Below are 15,669 nucleotides of genomic sequence, written 5' to 3'. Positions count from 1 at the left end.
CGTGCGCAAAGTGCTCGCCAGCTTGTCGCTGGGCATGGCCGTTCTGCTCTCCGGCTGCAACACCACCCCCTATGACCGGGCCACCATCTACTACGACCGGGCCCAGTTCGCGACACAGGTCACCAAGGACTTCCCGGATATCAAGGGCCCGATCCTGCAGCACGGCCGCTGTTCGTTGCTGATTTCCACCCCCGGCTCCACCACCGGCACCTACCATTTCTGCACCTTCGCCCTGACCCAGGACGAACTCCGCGTCCTCGGCTGGGATGCTTCGACCCTCAAGTACACGGAACTCCTGCGAGTCGACCTGACGACACTGAACAAGGTCGCGCTGGAGTCGTATTTCCGGACCAATCAGGTACAGCTCATGGAAGAGCGCCGCCAAAGCGCGTTGAGCGTGATGATCGATGACGGCGGGTATCACGACACCGGCGCCACCGAGCGCGTGTATGAAACCCTCCGCAAGCGCGGAATCCAGGTGGTGAAAAGTGAAGGGATGATGACACCGCCGGCGCCGCCTACGCCGATCATCGTTCCGGTGGTCCTTCCTCGCTGAGCAAAGCACTTAACCACTCTCGCCTCCTGCAACTGGCGAAGGTGAAAATCAGACGACCTTCGATTGCGCCTACGTTTCATAGAAGAGTTCTGCGATCATCTGCTTATGGAAAATTTGACATCAATCCTCTCTGCTTATGAGCGAGAGGAATCGCGCAGAGCACTCGGCGGCATCTATGCCTTGGCTGGATTCGATTACCAGTTGCGTTGCTACCTGGCCGAGTTTGCCGAATCTCTTGGAGGTGAAGGGCGGGCGCTCGATGAGGGCGGCCAGCTGTTCCTGGAAGCGCTTTCAGACCTGGCCAGACAGACCGAAGGTGAGCGTTTGGTGTGCATCCAGGTCAAGCGAACCTTGACGGGGGAAACCCTCAAGGATGCCGCCGCCGAAGTCAAAGCCATCGACAGTTTCCTGGCGAAGCAGTACCCGGACCTGCGCGATCAGGTGAAGTTCGAGCTTGTCGCGTCCAAGGGCGATGCCGCGTTGCAGTGGAGCCATGTTTCGCACTCGCACCCCGCACGTTCGACTATCGATGCACTTCTTCAAGAAGGTCGGCTTTTACCACCACGTCTGGAGTCTGATCCATGGTGGAGAGCGATTGTCACTGTATGGAAGCACTTGGAAGATCCTTACGGCTTCCTGCGTTTCGCGCTGGATCGTGCCTTGAGTCGTGCACCCAATCCTGCAGACGCACAGCGTCTTCGTGACGAAATTTTCGAACGTTTCACGCAAGCTCGGCAGAGGCCGGGGCTACCAGGGCAACTGCTGACTTCAGCGGATTTTCGATGCAGCGATAAACCCAGCCAGTCGCTGGAGATCGGGCGTGAGATCACATTGGCACGAATGCGCGACCAGCAATACATGCCGCGCTCCCATCGTCTGGATGCACTGCATGCCACACTACTGGCGCGCAAGGACCTTAGCCTGCGCGACCTCAAGAGCGAGGCGCGCGTCTTCTGGCTGAGCGGTCGCTCCGGTGTCGGCAAGAGTGTGTTGCTGTTGCAGGCAGTAGAGCGACTGGTCAACGAAGGTTGGCGAGTTCTCTGGCTCAAAGGGCAAGCCGAACTGTTGGAACCTGCCATGCGGGCCATCGCCAAAGCTCCTGCCGATTGGTGGCCGGACTTCATTGCCATCGATGATCTTTACGACCGCGATGCGCGTACTCGGATTGATCTAGGTCGCCTGGGCGAGTTCATCGACGAACGTGGTCACCAGGCATGGCCGATGATCCTGACGTGTGGCCCTGCTGAGTTCGCGGACGCGTTCAAGGAGGACTCCGCCTACCGTGGTTTCGATCTTCATCGTGAAACCGTGGAAACCATTGCCGCAAACGAAGCAGCCGAAATCGAGGTTTGGTATCGCGAACGCACCGGTCAGGCGCCACGACACGGCCCAGCCTTTTCCCAAGCGTCAAGAGACGATAATGGCCTGTTCGTCTCGCTGGCAGTGGAGCTGGCGCACGGTGATCTGCAAGCCTTTGCAAAGCGTTTTGCCGAGCGGGTGCATCTCAATGGTCTCGATGAAGCGCTACGCCTGCCTTTGGCGATGAATCGACTCTACCTTCGTGCGCCCTATGATTGGTTATCCGACAAAGACCGCGAAAATCTGGCGACCTTGAATGGAGAAGGCGACTTCAGCCTGCTGGAGGCAGAAACTGAAGGAAAAATCGTTCGCCTTACCCATCCGCATCTGGCCGATGCCTTGTATCGTTCATTGCGCAAGCCAGCCAATGCCGAAGCTTTCACCAACGATCTGATAGCCATCTTCCGGCGGGCGCTCGCCGAGCGTGGGAAAAGCTTGATATCACAACTGCTGCGCGTGTTTTCTGCGCGCGAGGACGCTCTGACAAGTGAACGCTTGAACACCGTGGACCGCACCCGCTTGGCCCGCGAATGCGCCAGGTCATGGGCTACCGAACATGCGCAACTGGCACTTGACGAGGACGGCGTAGCGGACGCAACCACCAGCTGGGCATGTTGGGCGACGACAACACCCTGTATTGCCGAAGTGCTAGGCGCAGATTTGCTCGACAAGGCGCTGATTAGCCTGGATTCAGCATACAAGGTCTGGTCAAGCTGCTGGAGTCGCCTGGCCGAAAGCTATCCGCATCATGATGAGCTGTTTGCTTGGGCTTCTGAACACTTAGCGGACCCATTGAAGATTTCCCATCCTAATTGGTCTTTGGATTGGGAACATTGCCTACAGCACGATCCTGGTCGTAGTTCTGCCTGGCGGGAAATGGGACTGGGTTGGCTTCAAAGCCATCTCCACCGTCCTGATTGGCATTTTGTGTGGAAGAAACTACTGCCTGCTAACAGTAGATTGGATTGGGAAGCCGATCCTGTACTGACGTTGGGTCTTGTTCGTCTGCGTGCGAAAGACGGCCCCGACTGGGCTTATGTATTCGAAGATCTGTATGCCCTGGCGCAACAGAGCAAGCTACGGGTAGATGAACTGGCGGCTTTGGCACGGACATGGCTGATCGGCCGCGAAGACCGGGCCGAATGGAACTATGTCTGGCAAACCTTGCTTGCGCAGCCAAAAGGCATGCTGCTCAACGAGTTGCTACGCCTGGGCGCAAGATGGCTGGAGGGGCGTGAAGACCGGACTGAATGGCGCCATGTCTGGTGCGCCTTGCTGACGCAGTCTGAATCTCTACCCGATGATATGCCGCTCGACGAGTTACTACGCCTCGGCGTGGCCTGGCTGGCCGGGCGTGAAGACTGCGCCGAATGGAGCTACGTCTGGCAAGCCATGCTAGAACAGGGTGAGTCACTGCCCATAGACAACGACGAGCTCCTGCGCCTCGGCAGAGGCTGGCTGCCTGGACGCGAAGATTGGGCAGAGTGGAGCTATGTCTGGCGAGCCTTGGTGGACCAAGGTGAGGTCTTACCAAAAGACATGCCACTCGACGAGTTACTGTGCCTCGGCAAAAGGTGGTTGGCCGGCCGTGAAGACCGAGCCGAGTGGAGCTATGTCTGGCGAGCCTTGGTGGACCAAGGTGAGGTCTTACCAAAAGACATGCCACTCGACGAGTTGCTATACCTCGGCAAAAGGTGGTTGGCCGGCCGTGAAGACCGAGCCGAGTGGAGCTACGTCTGGCAAGCCATGCTGATACAGGGTAAGTCACTACCCCAAGATACTCCACCCGACGATCTGCTTCGCCTCGGAGTAGATTGGCTGCCTGGACGCGAAGATCGGACCGAGTGGAGCTATGTCTGGCGAGCTTTGCTGGCACAGGGCGACTCTTTGCTTGAAAGAATGCTATTCAGCTACGTGGTTCGTCTCGGAGTGGAGTGGTTGGCCGGGCGCAACGACAGGGCCGAGTGGAGCTTTATCTGGCAAGAATTACTAACTCAGGAAAAGTTCCTGCCGAAAGAAATGGCGCTCGGCGAGCTACTGCGCCTCGGCGCAGGATGGCTGGTCGGACGTGAAGACCAGGCCGATTGGGCACATGTCTGGCAAGATTTACTGGCGCAGGGTAAATCCCTACCCCAAGACATTTCGTTCGAAGAACTATTGCGCCTTGGTGCAGGGTGGCTGGTCGGGCGAGAAGATACCAAGGAGTGGGGATTTGTTTGTGAAACGATGCTCACTCAGCGCTTCGAAGCTACTGACTTCATCGAGCAGGCTGCAGCTTGGCTTGAAGGCACCAAAATCAAACCCGAGTGGCCACTCCTCGCTGCAAAATTCATTGCCGTAGCCCCCCGGCATCCAGCATCCACGGATTTCGCTCGAAACTTGGGAGATCGCATAAAAGCTTGTCCAAATAGCGGGCACTGGTTCAGAACGGTGACGTTGGTAAGTCACCTGAAGACTGACACCGGGCTTCTGCCCGAAGTCCGTGATTGGTTACAAGTATTACACTCACGTAGAGAGTTACCGGCGTGGGCTGAAGCACACCGCTGCCTAGATGAGCAGCTACCCGTGAAAGGGACTGTAATGGCTGTCAAGCCTAGTGCTTGTTCCGTTGAACTGGAGATCGGGCTGGCGGCAGTTTGGCCAAATAGTCGCGGTAGCGTTCGCCGAGTAAAAGGACGTGAATATTCCTTTTTTGTCCATGCGCTAAATCCGGATAGAGATTTTGTTCAGGTCAGTATGGACAAGCCTGGCTTGACGACGGACAACAGCCCAGAGCCTCTGACCATCGGCGACACCTACGAAGGGCATGTGACGGGTGTAAAGGACTATGGCATATTTCTGCGGATTGGCGGTCATAACGGTCTGCTCCACCGCAGCAAACTGCCTGCCTCTCCGACTGTGCTAAGCCATTACTCCGTGGGGCACATACTTCGCGTTCAACTGACCGAAATCCGAGCTGATGGAAAACTTGAGTTTTCCTTGCCAGCTCGCAAGTGCGCCGGCGATACCTCAGACGCAACCTAAAGGGTGCGGACCAGAACCATCGAACGGCCTGGTGTGATAGCCCGGCCTATACATCAGCTATCTGGAACGCCCCCGAACTGCCCCAGCCAATACGCCACATCCACCTCATCGATCTGCTCGGGCCGCAAGAACCGCTCGGCATACGCCCGGTGCACCCCGCTGCCGAGAAACAAGCGCAACAGCTGCCCATCGATGTGGCCGTCCCGTGCCATGCCCACCAGGATCTTCACCGACTCCGACAGCGTCTTCGGCGCTTTGTACGGCCGGTCCGCCGCGGTCAGCGCTTCGAAGATATCGGCAATCGCCATCACCCGTTCGGGAATGCTCAGGTCGGCCTGGCCAAGCCGGCGCGGGTAACCGCTGCCATCCATCTTCTCGTGGTGGTTGCCGGCGATCGCCGGCACACGCCGCAGTTGGCGAGGGAACGGCAGCGCGCTGAGCATGATGATGGTCTGCACGATGTGCTCGTTGATCTTGAATCGCTCCTCGTCGTTCAACGTGCCACGGCGGATCGACAGGTTGTACAGCTCGCCATGATCGCTAGCATGGGCGGGCAGGCGCATGTCGAAACCCCAGGTGTTGCGTGGGTCGTCCTTGCTCACCGGCGGTTTGCGCGTTCCCCACGGCACGCGGTGTTCGGGACGGTCGGCCAGCAACGGCTCGTCCACCGGCAACGGCAAAGGTGACGCGCCGGCAAAACGTGCCTCTTCGTCGCGAGAAATGCCCAAGCGGTTGTCGAAGTGGCGCCGCCAGCGCCGCTCGCCGATCTGGCGCAGGCGCTCGATGTCCTGCTCCTGCATGAACTCACCACCGATATTGGCTTTGGCGACGAAGGCAAATTCTTCCCGCAGTTGCGCATGGCAGTCGTCGAGCGTGCGTTGCAGCACCGCTTGATCTGCGCCGCTGGCCAGGCCCTGCCAGTAGGCCAGTTCGGCGTCGCGCCAGAGCACCTCGAAACGCATGCGGATTTCGTGAATGCGGTTGTACAGGGTCTCCAGCTTGGTCGCCTTGTCCACCACGTACTCGGGGCTGGTGACCTTGCCGCAGTCGTGCAGCCAGGCCGCCACGCGGAACTCGTAGCGCTCGGCCTCGTTCATGGTGAAGTCGGCGTAGGGGCCGCTGTCGGCCTGCACCGCCTGGTCCAGCAGCATCTGCGCCAGCTGCGGCACACGCTCGCAGTGGCCTCCGGTATAGGGGCTCTTGGCATCGATGGCATCGGCCAGCAGCTTGATCATCGCGTCCAGCAGCCGCTGCTGGGCTTCGACCAGCTGGCGGGTCTCGATGGCCACCGCGGCGGCACCGGACAACTCCTCGACGAAGCGCCGGAAGGGTTCACCGACCTGCTCCTGTGCCTGGCGCAGAACCAGAATGCCGAGCAGTGCCTGGCCTCGGTCCTGGAGCACGATCGCCAGGCCACACCCCTCCAGCCCGAGGGTCTGCATCACCGTGGCCGGCAGATCGACCGGGGCCCCCTCGCCCACCGGCAATTGCTCTGGGTAACCCTCGGCCCGGCAGGCGGCGGCCAGGCGCAGTCGCACATGCTCGGCATCGAACAGGTACACCGCGCCCGCACTGACGCCGGCAGCGTCGACCAGGTGGCTCAGCACGCCATCGAGCATGCGCTCGAGCTGGCTTTCCCGGCTGAGCGTGAAGGTGATCGCCTGCAGGCTGCGGATCGTGCCGGACATGCGGCTGAGCACGCGGCTCAGTTCGCGCACCTCGGACACCCGCGAGACCACGCCGACCTCGCGACTGAAATCGAAGTCGGCCAGGCCTCGCACCTGCTCGGTCAGCAGCCGCAGCGGCCGGCCGATACGTTGCCCGAGCAGCGCGCCGAACAGCAGCAACACCGCCGCCAGCGCGCCCGTCCAGAGCAGTTGCTCGAACAGCACCTTGCGCGCGCCGGCCAGCAGTTCCTGGGCCGGCACGGCGATCAGTACCTGCAGGTGCTGCCCGGCAACGGTGGTCAGCGGCTCGCGCATGCCGTACCAGGTGTGGCCGTCAACCTGGTACGCCTGGGGGCGGTCGCCCTGGGGTGGCTCGGCATGGATCTGCGCCAGGCTGGGCACGCCCAGCTCGCCGATGTTCGACAGGCGGGCCCCGTCACCCTCGCGCACGATGATCCGCCGCAGCTGCGGATAGGCCACCACGTTGCCCTGGTCATCGACCACGGCGATCTCGGTACCGGCGGTCATGCGCAGGTCGCGGCTCTCGCTGGCCAGGTCATCGACCGCGACATCCATGCCGATCACCGCCGCGCCGTCGGCACTGCGCTGGGCCATGGTCAGGCCGATCTGGCGGGTGGTGAAGAACACATAAGGACGGGTGAGCACGGTGTCGGCACGCGCGCTGGCCTCGATGAACCAGGGGCGCGTGCGGGGATCGTAGCGGTAGTCCGGCCGGGCCTGCGTCTGCAGCAGGTTCAGCGCCTGGTCATGGAAGTACCATTCGCCCTGCAGGGTACCGCTCGCGTCCAGGCTGACACTCTGCACCAGGAACGCGGTGCCCGGCGGCGCCGCGAAATGCTGCAGCAGCTGTGGGTCGCGCAAACGCCGGACCAACAGGAACTCGCCGTTGGGAAAGCCGATGTAGGCGGCGCTGAGCATGCGGTTGGCATTCAGGCTCTCGGCCAGTTGCGGCAGCCATTCCAGACGCTGTGCCAGGTTGTCGGCGACCGGATTGAAGGCGAGCAGCCGAATGCTGCTCTGCACCGGGTCGACCAGGCGCCTGGCGCGTTCGTCGATGGTCCGGCCGACCTGCTGGGCAGCGTCGCCGGCAGCGGCTACCAGCGTCTGCCGGACCCCGAGATAGCCCTGCCAGGCCAGGGCGGCGCCAAGCAGCGACATGCCCAGCACGATGGCCAGCGCCACCAGCAGTTGCAGGGAGATTCCGCGCCCGTGGTTGTTCATGATCGCCCGCCCCAGGCAGGCGCCGATCCAGCAGCATGATCCCTCGATGCGCGGCCCATTGCAGGTACTCCGTGTGGCGGTTTTCACAGTGTAATCAGCCGCGGCGATCATGCCGCGCCAGCACCCTGGGCAAACCGCGAAATTTATCGTATACAAAAAAACGGAATTCTGGTTACATTGCCCCGCGCCTACGACAGCGGTATTCGCCGTTGCGTATTGCGACAGGCTCCAGCCATGCGAGACCCACTGCCGCTCGATCCCCTCGGGCACCTTCTGCGAATGCCGTTCGCCACCTGTGCCATGAACGCCACATTCACCCTGCTACCGTTTACCCACACGCCTGCCACCGCCCCCCAGGAGCGGAACCTGCGCGTGCGCGGTACGCCGATCGCCCCCGCCGTGCTTCGCCGCGGCGCCTGACGACAAAGGCGCGCCCGGCATGATCACCCTGAGCCTAGGCACCTCCGGTACTCTGGCCGCCTACGCCGACCAACCCCACGTCAGCGCCCAGGGCGAAGTCGCGACCTTCTGCGCCTCCAGCGGCGGCTGGCTGCCGTTGATCTGCACCATGAACCTGACCAGCGCCTGCGCCCTGGTCCGCGACCTGCTGGAACTCGACCTCGACCGTTTCAATGAGCTCGCCGCGCAAGCCCGGATCGGCGCCGACGGCCTGCTGATGCTGCCCTTCTTCAACGGCGAGCGCGTCCCCGCGTTGCCCGAAGCCACCGCCAGCCTGCACGGCATGACCAGCGCCAACCTGACCCGCGCCAACCTCTGCCGCGCCGTACTCGAAGGCACCTGCTTCAGCCTGCGTTACGGCCTTGACCTGCTGCGCGCCAGCGGCCTGCAAGGCAGCGAAATCCGCCTGGTCGGCGGCGCGGCGAAAAGCCCGCTGTGGCGCCAGATACTGGCCGACCTGCTCGGCCTGCCGGTGGTGTGCCCCCAACAGACCGAAGCCGCCGCCTTGGGCGCCGCGATCCAGGCCGCCTGGAGCCTGGGCCGCCAGCTGCGCCAGGGCGACAGCCTCGATACCCTGTGCCAACGCTGCGTCGCCCTCGACGAACGCACCCGAACCCAGCCCCGCTCGGCGCAACAAGCCGAGTACGAGGTCGCCTATCAACGCTACCGGGAACAACTGCCTGCACGCTGAGTGCGGGTATCCTTCCCCAATCTTTCGTTCTGGAGAACTGCATGTACCTGGTGTGTGGCGAGGCCCTGTTCGATGTCTTCAGCCTGGAAAACAGCACCCGCAGCAGCGAGCTGGGGTTTACCGCGATTGCCGGCGGGTCGCCGTTCAACGTAGCCGTCGGCCTGCGCCGGCTGGGCGTGGCGTCGGCGTTGTTTGGCGGGTTATCCAGCGACTACCTCGGCGCCCGGCTACGCCGGGTGCTGGAAGAGCAACGGGTGGACTGCCGCTACGTGGTGACCAGCGATGCGCCGACCACCCTGGCCATGGTCGGGCTGGATGCCAATGGCTCGGCGCAGTATCATTTTCGCGGTGAAGGGTGTGCGGATCGGCAGGTGACGCTGGCGCATCTGCCGGAGCTGGATGAGCGTGTGCGGGGAATCCATGTGGGTTCGTACACCCTGGTGGTGAAGCCCGTGGCCGATACGCTGATGGCGCTGGTGGAGCGCGAGCGTGACCGGCGGCTGATCAGCCTTGATCCGAATGTGCGGCTTAATCCGCAGCCGGATGTGGCGCTGTGGCGGCGGCAGGTGGAAGCGTTTGCCGGGCATGCGCATGTGATCAAGGCCAGTGAGGAAGACATTACCCTGCTCTATCCAGGCCGAGAGACTCGTGACGTGGCACGAGGCTGGCTTAACGAGCGGTGCCGACTGGTTTTCGTCACTCATGGAGCAGAGGGTGCCAGCGTGCATTGCACGCACGGCTCATGGCAGCGCCCGGCGGACACCTCGTTGCCGGTACAGGACACGGTGGGTGCCGGTGATACCTTCCAGGCGGCTTTGCTGGCATGCCTCGCTCGCCTCGGCGTATACAGCCCGGCCGATGTGGCGATGCTACCCCGTGATGCCATCGATGCGATCCTTGCGTACTCAATCCGTGCTGCAGCGATCACCTGCTCTCGAGTGGGCCCTGATCTGCCCTTTGAACGTGAGCTTCAACCGAGCCCCTGAAACCACTAAAAACCCCAGCCGCAGCCCTCTGCATGCGTCATCGCAAAGCTAGCTTACTGGCGTCTACTCATGCGCTTCAGGCGCTGTCCGGTTCCGCATGTCGACATGGTTGCTGATTTCCCTTGGGCTGGCACAACTTTGCAAGTTTGGGTCCATATCGCAATTAAACTGTCGTTCGTGATTGTATTGATAGAAACTTGGCTTGCCGCACTATTGCCAATGCAAATATAAATTTCATTCTGGCATCCACTTTAATCAAATCGATCGATGAAGCTTTAGTTCGCAGCACCCCAAATTTTTCACGAATTTTGGTTCGGACGCAATGCGATTCTCCGTGAGAAGAATCAGTGAATATCGTAGTCTCATTTTTACAAATTCCATTTATGGGCTTCACTGACGCGGATTATCTCTGCATTGGGAAATCAGGGCCAAGCTAGCTTCCTGTCGAATCTCAACAGGAGCCGCGTGATGACGATAGAGTATCAACCCTTTACGCACTCAGGTGGAGCAGTGCTCCCTCCCAACCAAACAATGCGCGCAGGTCAGTACCTGTCGTCTCAGAATGGCCGATTCAAACTTCGTCTCAGGGATGACGGCCATTTGGTTCTTGAGGAGGGCGGCGTCGTGGCGTGGGTCGCAGATGGGAATCAGCCATACAGCCTTACCTTCCATCGCAGGAGAACGCGCGAGCCACTTCAGTTTGTCGTAAGCAACTCGGGATTTTTGTATGACCCCTCTCGCGGTAGGGTATGGTCTGCTCAAAGCACCGAAACGCTGGACAAGTCCTATTGGTACAACAATTTTCTTACTGTAACCGACACAGGCAATGTGGTGATCTACGACGGTCGAAATGGTGGGATTCGGTGGCCCGAGTAGGTTTCCTGCCGGGGAGAATTCCGCGCCTGCCAAAGCTTATTGGCCATGTTTATCCAGCCGTACCTTCGCCACTCTGGACTTGGCAACATGACTACCCGTGAAGAGTCTTTGCGCTTAACAGCATGAACCAATTCCCTCATAGAACAGGCAGTGAAAAGCTGATTGCCAAATTCCTACGAAACATTGGCCATTGCTGGCTAACGCTCTAGGCACAGACGAGGTATTCGAAGATCGATCAAAGAGACAAAGGATGCAGCCTACAAAAATGACAATATTCGCTGCTCGCAAAACTCTCTGTTTACTGCCCCTAAGTGCTACAGGCCCTTAGCCATTAGCACAAGCGTGCTAATCGATCCTGCTACCCAAGGCCTCGTATAGTCCCCCTGGATTACAAAAACCGGGAAAGAACTCGATGGATCACAAACTTCCACCCGCCTGTCGATGGCTGGCCATCCTGGCGATGGCCTGTAGCACCTCGACCCTGGCCGAACAAGCCTCGGGCGACTACTGGATCATCTACGGAAAAGGGGAACGCCTGCACAACGAGGTGTACGTCGCCGATGCCGCCGGCATCATGGAAAAGCCCGGTGGCGTGCAATCGGCGCAGGTCATGCAGCTATTCGAAGACCCGGCCTTCCCGACCCTCGCCGCCTACGAGGTGCAGGTCAAGTGCAAACAGCGCCAGATCCGCCTGGACAGCGCCCGGGCGATACGTCGCTTCGATGGCGCCGTGCGCGACGTGAAAACCAACGCCAAAGACTGGGTCGCACCCAAGGACTACTGGCTGCAGCGCACCTTCGCCTTCGTCTGCGCCCCCGACAACCGCGCGCGCAACCAGATGCTGTCGATCGGCAAGATGCCGGCGGCGCAGATGGTCGCCACTATCCAAGCGATGTTCATCGAGTTGATTGGCGTCCAGGCCAACAGCCAGGCGGTGCAGGAACTGGACGACATGCTTGCGAACACCCCACGATGAGTACACGCCCTCTGCTGGTCCTTGGCCTGTTGCTGCCAGCGCTGGCCGGCTGCATCCCCACCCTGCCGGAGCTGATGGCGGGCAACCAATGGCAAGGGCGCGACGCCAAGCAGGCCATCGACTTCTTCGGCCCGCCCATGCGCATGGAGCCGTTGCCCGACGGCGCTGGGGTGCAGTTGGGCTGGTACCGCGATACCACCTACGTGCAAAAGGAAGTGGTCGGCAGCACCGCCGAGATGCAAGGCAACGTGATGGTCCATACCAACTACTGGGACGACGTGGCCCATCCTGGCGGCTGCACGATCCTGATGTCGGTAAACAAGGCGCGGCAGATCAACGATTTCTCCACCAAGGGGCGCTGTAACGGCGTGAACCTGGCGCCGTAGCGACAAGGCGTAAAACAAATCCTGTGGGAGCTGACCAGCAACCCATAGACGTAAACGGCTCTGAAAAACCCTTAATCACGGATTTCGATGTACTAAGCAGCCCGCGAAATCTAATCAACATCTCGGTGGGCAGAAAGTGAGGCAAAATTTCTATCAGCAGCAAAATGTGTAGGCATAAAAAAATCCAGTCACCGCTAAGTGACTGGATTCTTTGGAGTATTTTGGTCGGGACGGAGTGATTCGAACACTCGACCCCTTGCACCCCATGCAAGTGCGCTACCGGGCTGCGCTACGCCCCGACATCATTCTCGATACCGCTGAGAACGTTGAAGAATTTAACCTAACCTTTTGAATAATGGAAGCTTTTTTTCAAAAATTTCCACTCGTCGCCAACCAGGTCACTTCTTCAGTACCACCAACACATCCTCCAACTCCGCAATCATCTGCCGAATCAGCTGCTTGTACTGGCTGGACTCATCCTTGACCTCATCACTGGAGAGCCTTAACCGCGCCCCGCCAATGGTAAAGCCTTGGTCATACAGCAAAGCGCGGATCTGGCGGATCATCAGCACGTCCTGGCGCTGATAATACCGCCGGTTGCCACGGCGCTTCACCGGGTTGAGCTGCGGAAATTCCTGCTCCCAGTAGCGCAGCACGTGCGGTTTTACCGCACAGAGCTCGCTGACTTCACCGATGGTGAAGTAGCGCTTGCCCGGGATGGGGGGCAGCTCGTCGTTATGGCTTGGTTCCAGCATAGGCCTCTACCCGGGCTTTCAGCTTCTGCCCTGGACGAAAGGTGACGACGCGGCGCGCGGTGATCGGGATCTCTTCCCCTGTTTTAGGGTTGCGGCCCGGCCGCTGGCGTTTGTCGCGAAGGTCGAAGTTGCCGAAACCGGACAACTTGACCTGCTCGTTGTCTTCAAGCGCGTGCCGAATTTCTTCGAAAAACAGCTCGACCAGCTCCTTGGCCTCACGCTTGTTAAGCCCCAGCTCCTCGTACAGCCTTTCGGCCATCTCAGCTTTCGTCAGAGCACCCATGCCGTTATTTCCTTAACGTGGTGTTCAACCTTTGTTCAAGCGAGGTGAGGATAGTTTGCAGGGTTTCATTCACCTCATCGTCGTTAAGAGTGCGCGATGGATGTTGCCAGGTCAAGCCGACGGCCAGGCTTTTTCTATCAGGATCAATGCCTTTACCCTGGTAGACGTCAAACAGCCTGAGGTCTGTGAGCCATTCGCCTGCATTGTCACGAATTACTTCAAGCACCGAGCTAGAAGCTACATCACGATCCGCGATCAAGGCCAGGTCACGGCGGGTTTCCGGGAACTTGGACAGCTCGCTGAACTTCGGCAGGCGGCCTTCCACGACATCACCGAGCACCAGCTCGAAGACGAACACCGGGCGGTCGAGGCCGAGGGTCTTGGCCAGCTCTGGGTGGATGGCGCCGAGGTAGCCGACTTCCTTGCCGTCGCGTTCGATGCGGGCGGTCTGGCCGGGGTGCAGGGCTGGGTGCTTGCCGGCGACGAAGCTGAAGTCGCTCAGGGCGCCCGAGTAGCCCAGCAGGGCCTCGACATCGGCTTTGACGTCGAAGAAGTCGATGCCGTCGCGGCCGTTGGCCCAGCCTTCTGGGTGGCGGCTACCGGTAACGACGCCGGCGATCATCGGCTGCTGCTTGAGATCACCCAGCTGGCCGACGAAATGCAGGCCGCTTTCGAACAGGCGCACGCGGTCTTGCTGGCGGTTGAGGTTGTGCTGCATCGCCTTGACCAGGCCCGGCCACAGCGAGGCGCGCATGGCGGCCATGTCGCTGGAGATGGGGTTGGCCAGCAGCAGCGGCTCGACGCCTGGGGTGAACAGCTCGAACAGTTTCGGGTCGATGAAGCTGTAGGTGATGGCTTCCTGGTAGCCGCGGGCGACCAGCAGGCGACGCAGGTTCGGCAGCTCGCCGCGGGTTTCCGGGCGGGCTTGCGGGGCCAGGCGGGCCTGCGGGTAGCGGACCGGCAGGTTGTTGTAGCCGTACAGGCGAGCCAGCTCTTCGATCAGGTCGACTTCCAGGCTGACGTCGAAGCGGTGGCTTGGGACGGTGACCGTCCACTCCCCTGCCCCATTGGCGCTGGTTTTCAGCTCCAGGGCGTTGAGCAGTTGCTCGACCTGGGCGGCGTCCATCTGCATGCCGAGCATCTGGGCGATGCGTTCGGCGCGCAGGGTGATCGGCGCGATGTTCGGCAGGTGCTGCTCGCTCACGGTCTCGATGATCGGGCCGGCTTCGCCGCCGACGATCTCCAGCACCAGGGCGGTGGCGCGCTCCATGGCTTCACGGGCCAGTTGCGAGTCCACGCCGCGCTCGTAGCGGTGCGAGGCGTCGGTGTGCAGGCCGTAGGAACGGGCCTTGCCAGCAACGGAGATCGGCTCGAAGAAGGCGCTCTCGAGGAACAGGTCGCGGGTCTTCTCGGTATTGACGCCGCTGTGCTCGCCACCCATCACGCCGGCAATGGCCAGGGCGCGGGTGTGGTCGGCGATCACCAGGGTGTCGGCGCGCAGGGCAACTTCCTGGCCGTCCAGCAGGACGAGCTTCTCGCCCTCCTCGGCCATGCGTACGCGGATGCCGCCGTTGATTTCGGCGAGGTCGAAGGCGTGCATCGGCTGGCCGAGCTCGAGCATCACGTAGTTGGTGATGTCGACGGCGGCGTCGATGCTGCGCACGTCGCTGCGGCGCAGGCGCTCGACCATCCACAGCGGGGTCGGCTTGCTCAGGTCGACGTTGCGGATCACACGGCCCAGGTAGCGTGGACAGGCGGCCGGGGCGCTGACTTCGACCGGACGCACTTCGTCGTGGGCGGCCGGTACGGCCGGCACGACTGGGCGGGTGACCGGCACGTCGTACAAGGCGCTGACGTCACGAGCCAGGCCCGCCAGGGACAGGCAGTCGCCGCGGTTCGGGGTCAGGCCGATCTCGATGCTGGCGTCGTCCAGGTTCAGGTACTGACGGATATCCTGGCCAACCGGGGCGTCGGCCGCCAGTTCCAGCAGGCCATCGTTCTCTTCGCTGATCTGCAGCTCGGAAGCCGAGCAGAGCATGCCGAACGACTCGACGCCGCGCAGCTTGGCTTTCTTGATCTTGAAGTCGCCCGGCAGTTCGGCGCCGATCATGGCGAACGGGATCTTGATGCCCGGGCGGGCATTCGGGGCGCCGCAGACCACTTGGAAGGTCTCTGCGCCATTGCTCACCTGGCACACGCGCAGCTTGTCGGCGTCCGGGTGTTGTTCGGTGGTGAGGATCTCGCCCACCACGATGCCGCTGAACTGGCCGGCAGCGGGGGTCACGCTGTCGACTTCGAGGCCGGCCATGGACAGGCGGGCGACCAGTTCGTCACGGGAGACTTGCGGGTTTACCCAACCGCGCAGCCACTGTTCACTGAATTTCATGCTGTTCTCCTGAAAGTTGCGTC

At 61.1% G+C, this 15,669-nt stretch carries 9 protein-coding genes, 1 tRNA gene and 1 pseudogene; 6 read left to right on the top strand and 5 right to left on the bottom strand.

Annotated features, from left to right (window positions below):
• The first annotated feature begins 1 nt into the window (after position 1).
• Both N7422_RS15870 and N7422_RS15865 read left to right on the top strand, forming a co-directional pair.
• Positions 2 to 556: a hypothetical protein gene (locus N7422_RS15870; RefSeq protein WP_279807396.1), complete on the top strand. Its 555-nt coding sequence runs from the start codon at positions 2 to 4 to the stop codon at positions 554 to 556.
• A gap of 63 nt (positions 557 to 619) precedes the next feature.
• Positions 620 to 4,939 (top strand): S1 RNA-binding domain-containing protein, encoded by a 4,320-nt coding sequence (locus N7422_RS15865; RefSeq protein ID WP_279807395.1) that lies wholly within the window; start codon positions 620 to 622, stop codon positions 4,937 to 4,939.
• A 53-nt stretch (positions 4,940 to 4,992) separates the two neighbouring features.
• On the opposite strand, the gene N7422_RS15860 is transcribed toward N7422_RS15865, so the two are convergent.
• Positions 4,993 to 7,848, bottom strand: coding sequence for an HD domain-containing phosphohydrolase (locus N7422_RS15860; protein WP_279807394.1), 2,856 nt, complete (start codon positions 7,846 to 7,848; stop codon positions 4,993 to 4,995).
• 433 nt (positions 7,849 to 8,281) lie between these two features.
• Here N7422_RS15860 and N7422_RS15855 point away from each other — a divergent pair.
• The 4 genes and pseudogenes from N7422_RS15855 to N7422_RS15840 form a co-directional block, all read left to right on the top strand.
• Positions 8,282 to 8,998, top strand: a pseudogene (locus N7422_RS15855) (FGGY-family carbohydrate kinase); the annotation flags it as partial.
• A 41-nt stretch (positions 8,999 to 9,039) separates the two neighbouring features.
• Positions 9,040 to 9,984 (top strand): carbohydrate kinase, encoded by a 945-nt coding sequence (locus tag N7422_RS15850; RefSeq protein ID WP_279807393.1) that lies wholly within the window; start codon positions 9,040 to 9,042, stop codon positions 9,982 to 9,984.
• 1,288 nt (positions 9,985 to 11,272) lie between these two features.
• On the top strand, positions 11,273 to 11,836 hold the full coding sequence (locus tag N7422_RS15845) for a hypothetical protein (RefSeq protein ID WP_279807392.1): 564 nt from the start codon (positions 11,273 to 11,275) through the stop codon (positions 11,834 to 11,836).
• Complete coding sequence (locus N7422_RS15840) at positions 11,833 to 12,222, top strand: hypothetical protein (RefSeq protein ID WP_186715410.1); 390 nt, start codon at positions 11,833 to 11,835, stop codon at positions 12,220 to 12,222. Before N7422_RS15845 ends, N7422_RS15840 begins: the two co-directional genes overlap by 4 nt.
• Positions 12,223 to 12,444: 222 nt before the next feature.
• Here the strand turns inward: N7422_RS15840 and N7422_RS15835 are convergent.
• From N7422_RS15835 to pheT, 4 genes are all read right to left on the bottom strand, one after another.
• Positions 12,445 to 12,521: transfer RNA gene (locus tag N7422_RS15835), tRNA-Pro, on the bottom strand.
• A 99-nt stretch (positions 12,522 to 12,620) separates the two neighbouring features.
• Positions 12,621 to 12,977 carry a MerR family transcriptional regulator gene (locus tag N7422_RS15830; protein WP_011533210.1) on the bottom strand — a complete coding sequence of 119 codons (357 nt, stop codon included), beginning with the start codon at positions 12,975 to 12,977 and terminating at the stop codon, positions 12,621 to 12,623.
• Entirely contained in the window at positions 12,958 to 13,260 is a 303-nt protein-coding gene (gene ihfA / locus N7422_RS15825; protein ID WP_009394049.1) for an integration host factor subunit alpha, read from the bottom strand. The genes N7422_RS15830 and ihfA overlap by 20 nt, the downstream gene beginning before the upstream one ends.
• A 4-nt stretch (positions 13,261 to 13,264) precedes the next feature.
• A complete protein-coding gene (gene pheT, locus N7422_RS15820; RefSeq protein ID WP_279807391.1) occupies positions 13,265 to 15,646 on the bottom strand; it encodes a phenylalanine--tRNA ligase subunit beta in 2,382 nt (793 codons plus the stop codon).
• Between the last annotated feature and the right edge of the window lie 23 nt (positions 15,647 to 15,669).

The sequence above is a fragment of the Pseudomonas sp. GD04091 genome (assembly GCF_029836165.1).
In the GTDB taxonomy this organism is placed as follows: domain Bacteria; phylum Pseudomonadota; class Gammaproteobacteria; order Pseudomonadales; family Pseudomonadaceae; genus Aquipseudomonas.
This window is presented reverse-complemented; position numbering and strand designations above follow the sequence as displayed.

Bases quoted from the DNA above. Each gene is read 5' to 3' on its own strand.
- N7422_RS15860 (WP_279807394.1), bottom strand. From the start codon at position 7,848: ATGAACAACCACGGGCGCGGAATCTCCCTGCAACTGCTGGTGGCGCTG.
- N7422_RS15850 (WP_279807393.1), top strand. From the start codon at position 9,040: ATGTACCTGGTGTGTGGCGAGGCCCTGTTCGATGTCTTCAGCCTGGAA.
- N7422_RS15845 (WP_279807392.1), top strand. From the start codon at position 11,273: ATGGATCACAAACTTCCACCCGCCTGTCGATGGCTGGCCATCCTGGCG.
- N7422_RS15840 (WP_186715410.1), top strand. From the start codon at position 11,833: ATGAGTACACGCCCTCTGCTGGTCCTTGGCCTGTTGCTGCCAGCGCTG.
- N7422_RS15830 (WP_011533210.1), bottom strand. From the start codon at position 12,977: ATGCTGGAACCAAGCCATAACGACGAGCTGCCCCCCATCCCGGGCAAG.
- ihfA (WP_009394049.1), bottom strand. From the start codon at position 13,260: ATGGGTGCTCTGACGAAAGCTGAGATGGCCGAAAGGCTGTACGAGGAG.
- pheT (WP_279807391.1), bottom strand. From the start codon at position 15,646: ATGAAATTCAGTGAACAGTGGCTGCGCGGTTGGGTAAACCCGCAAGTC.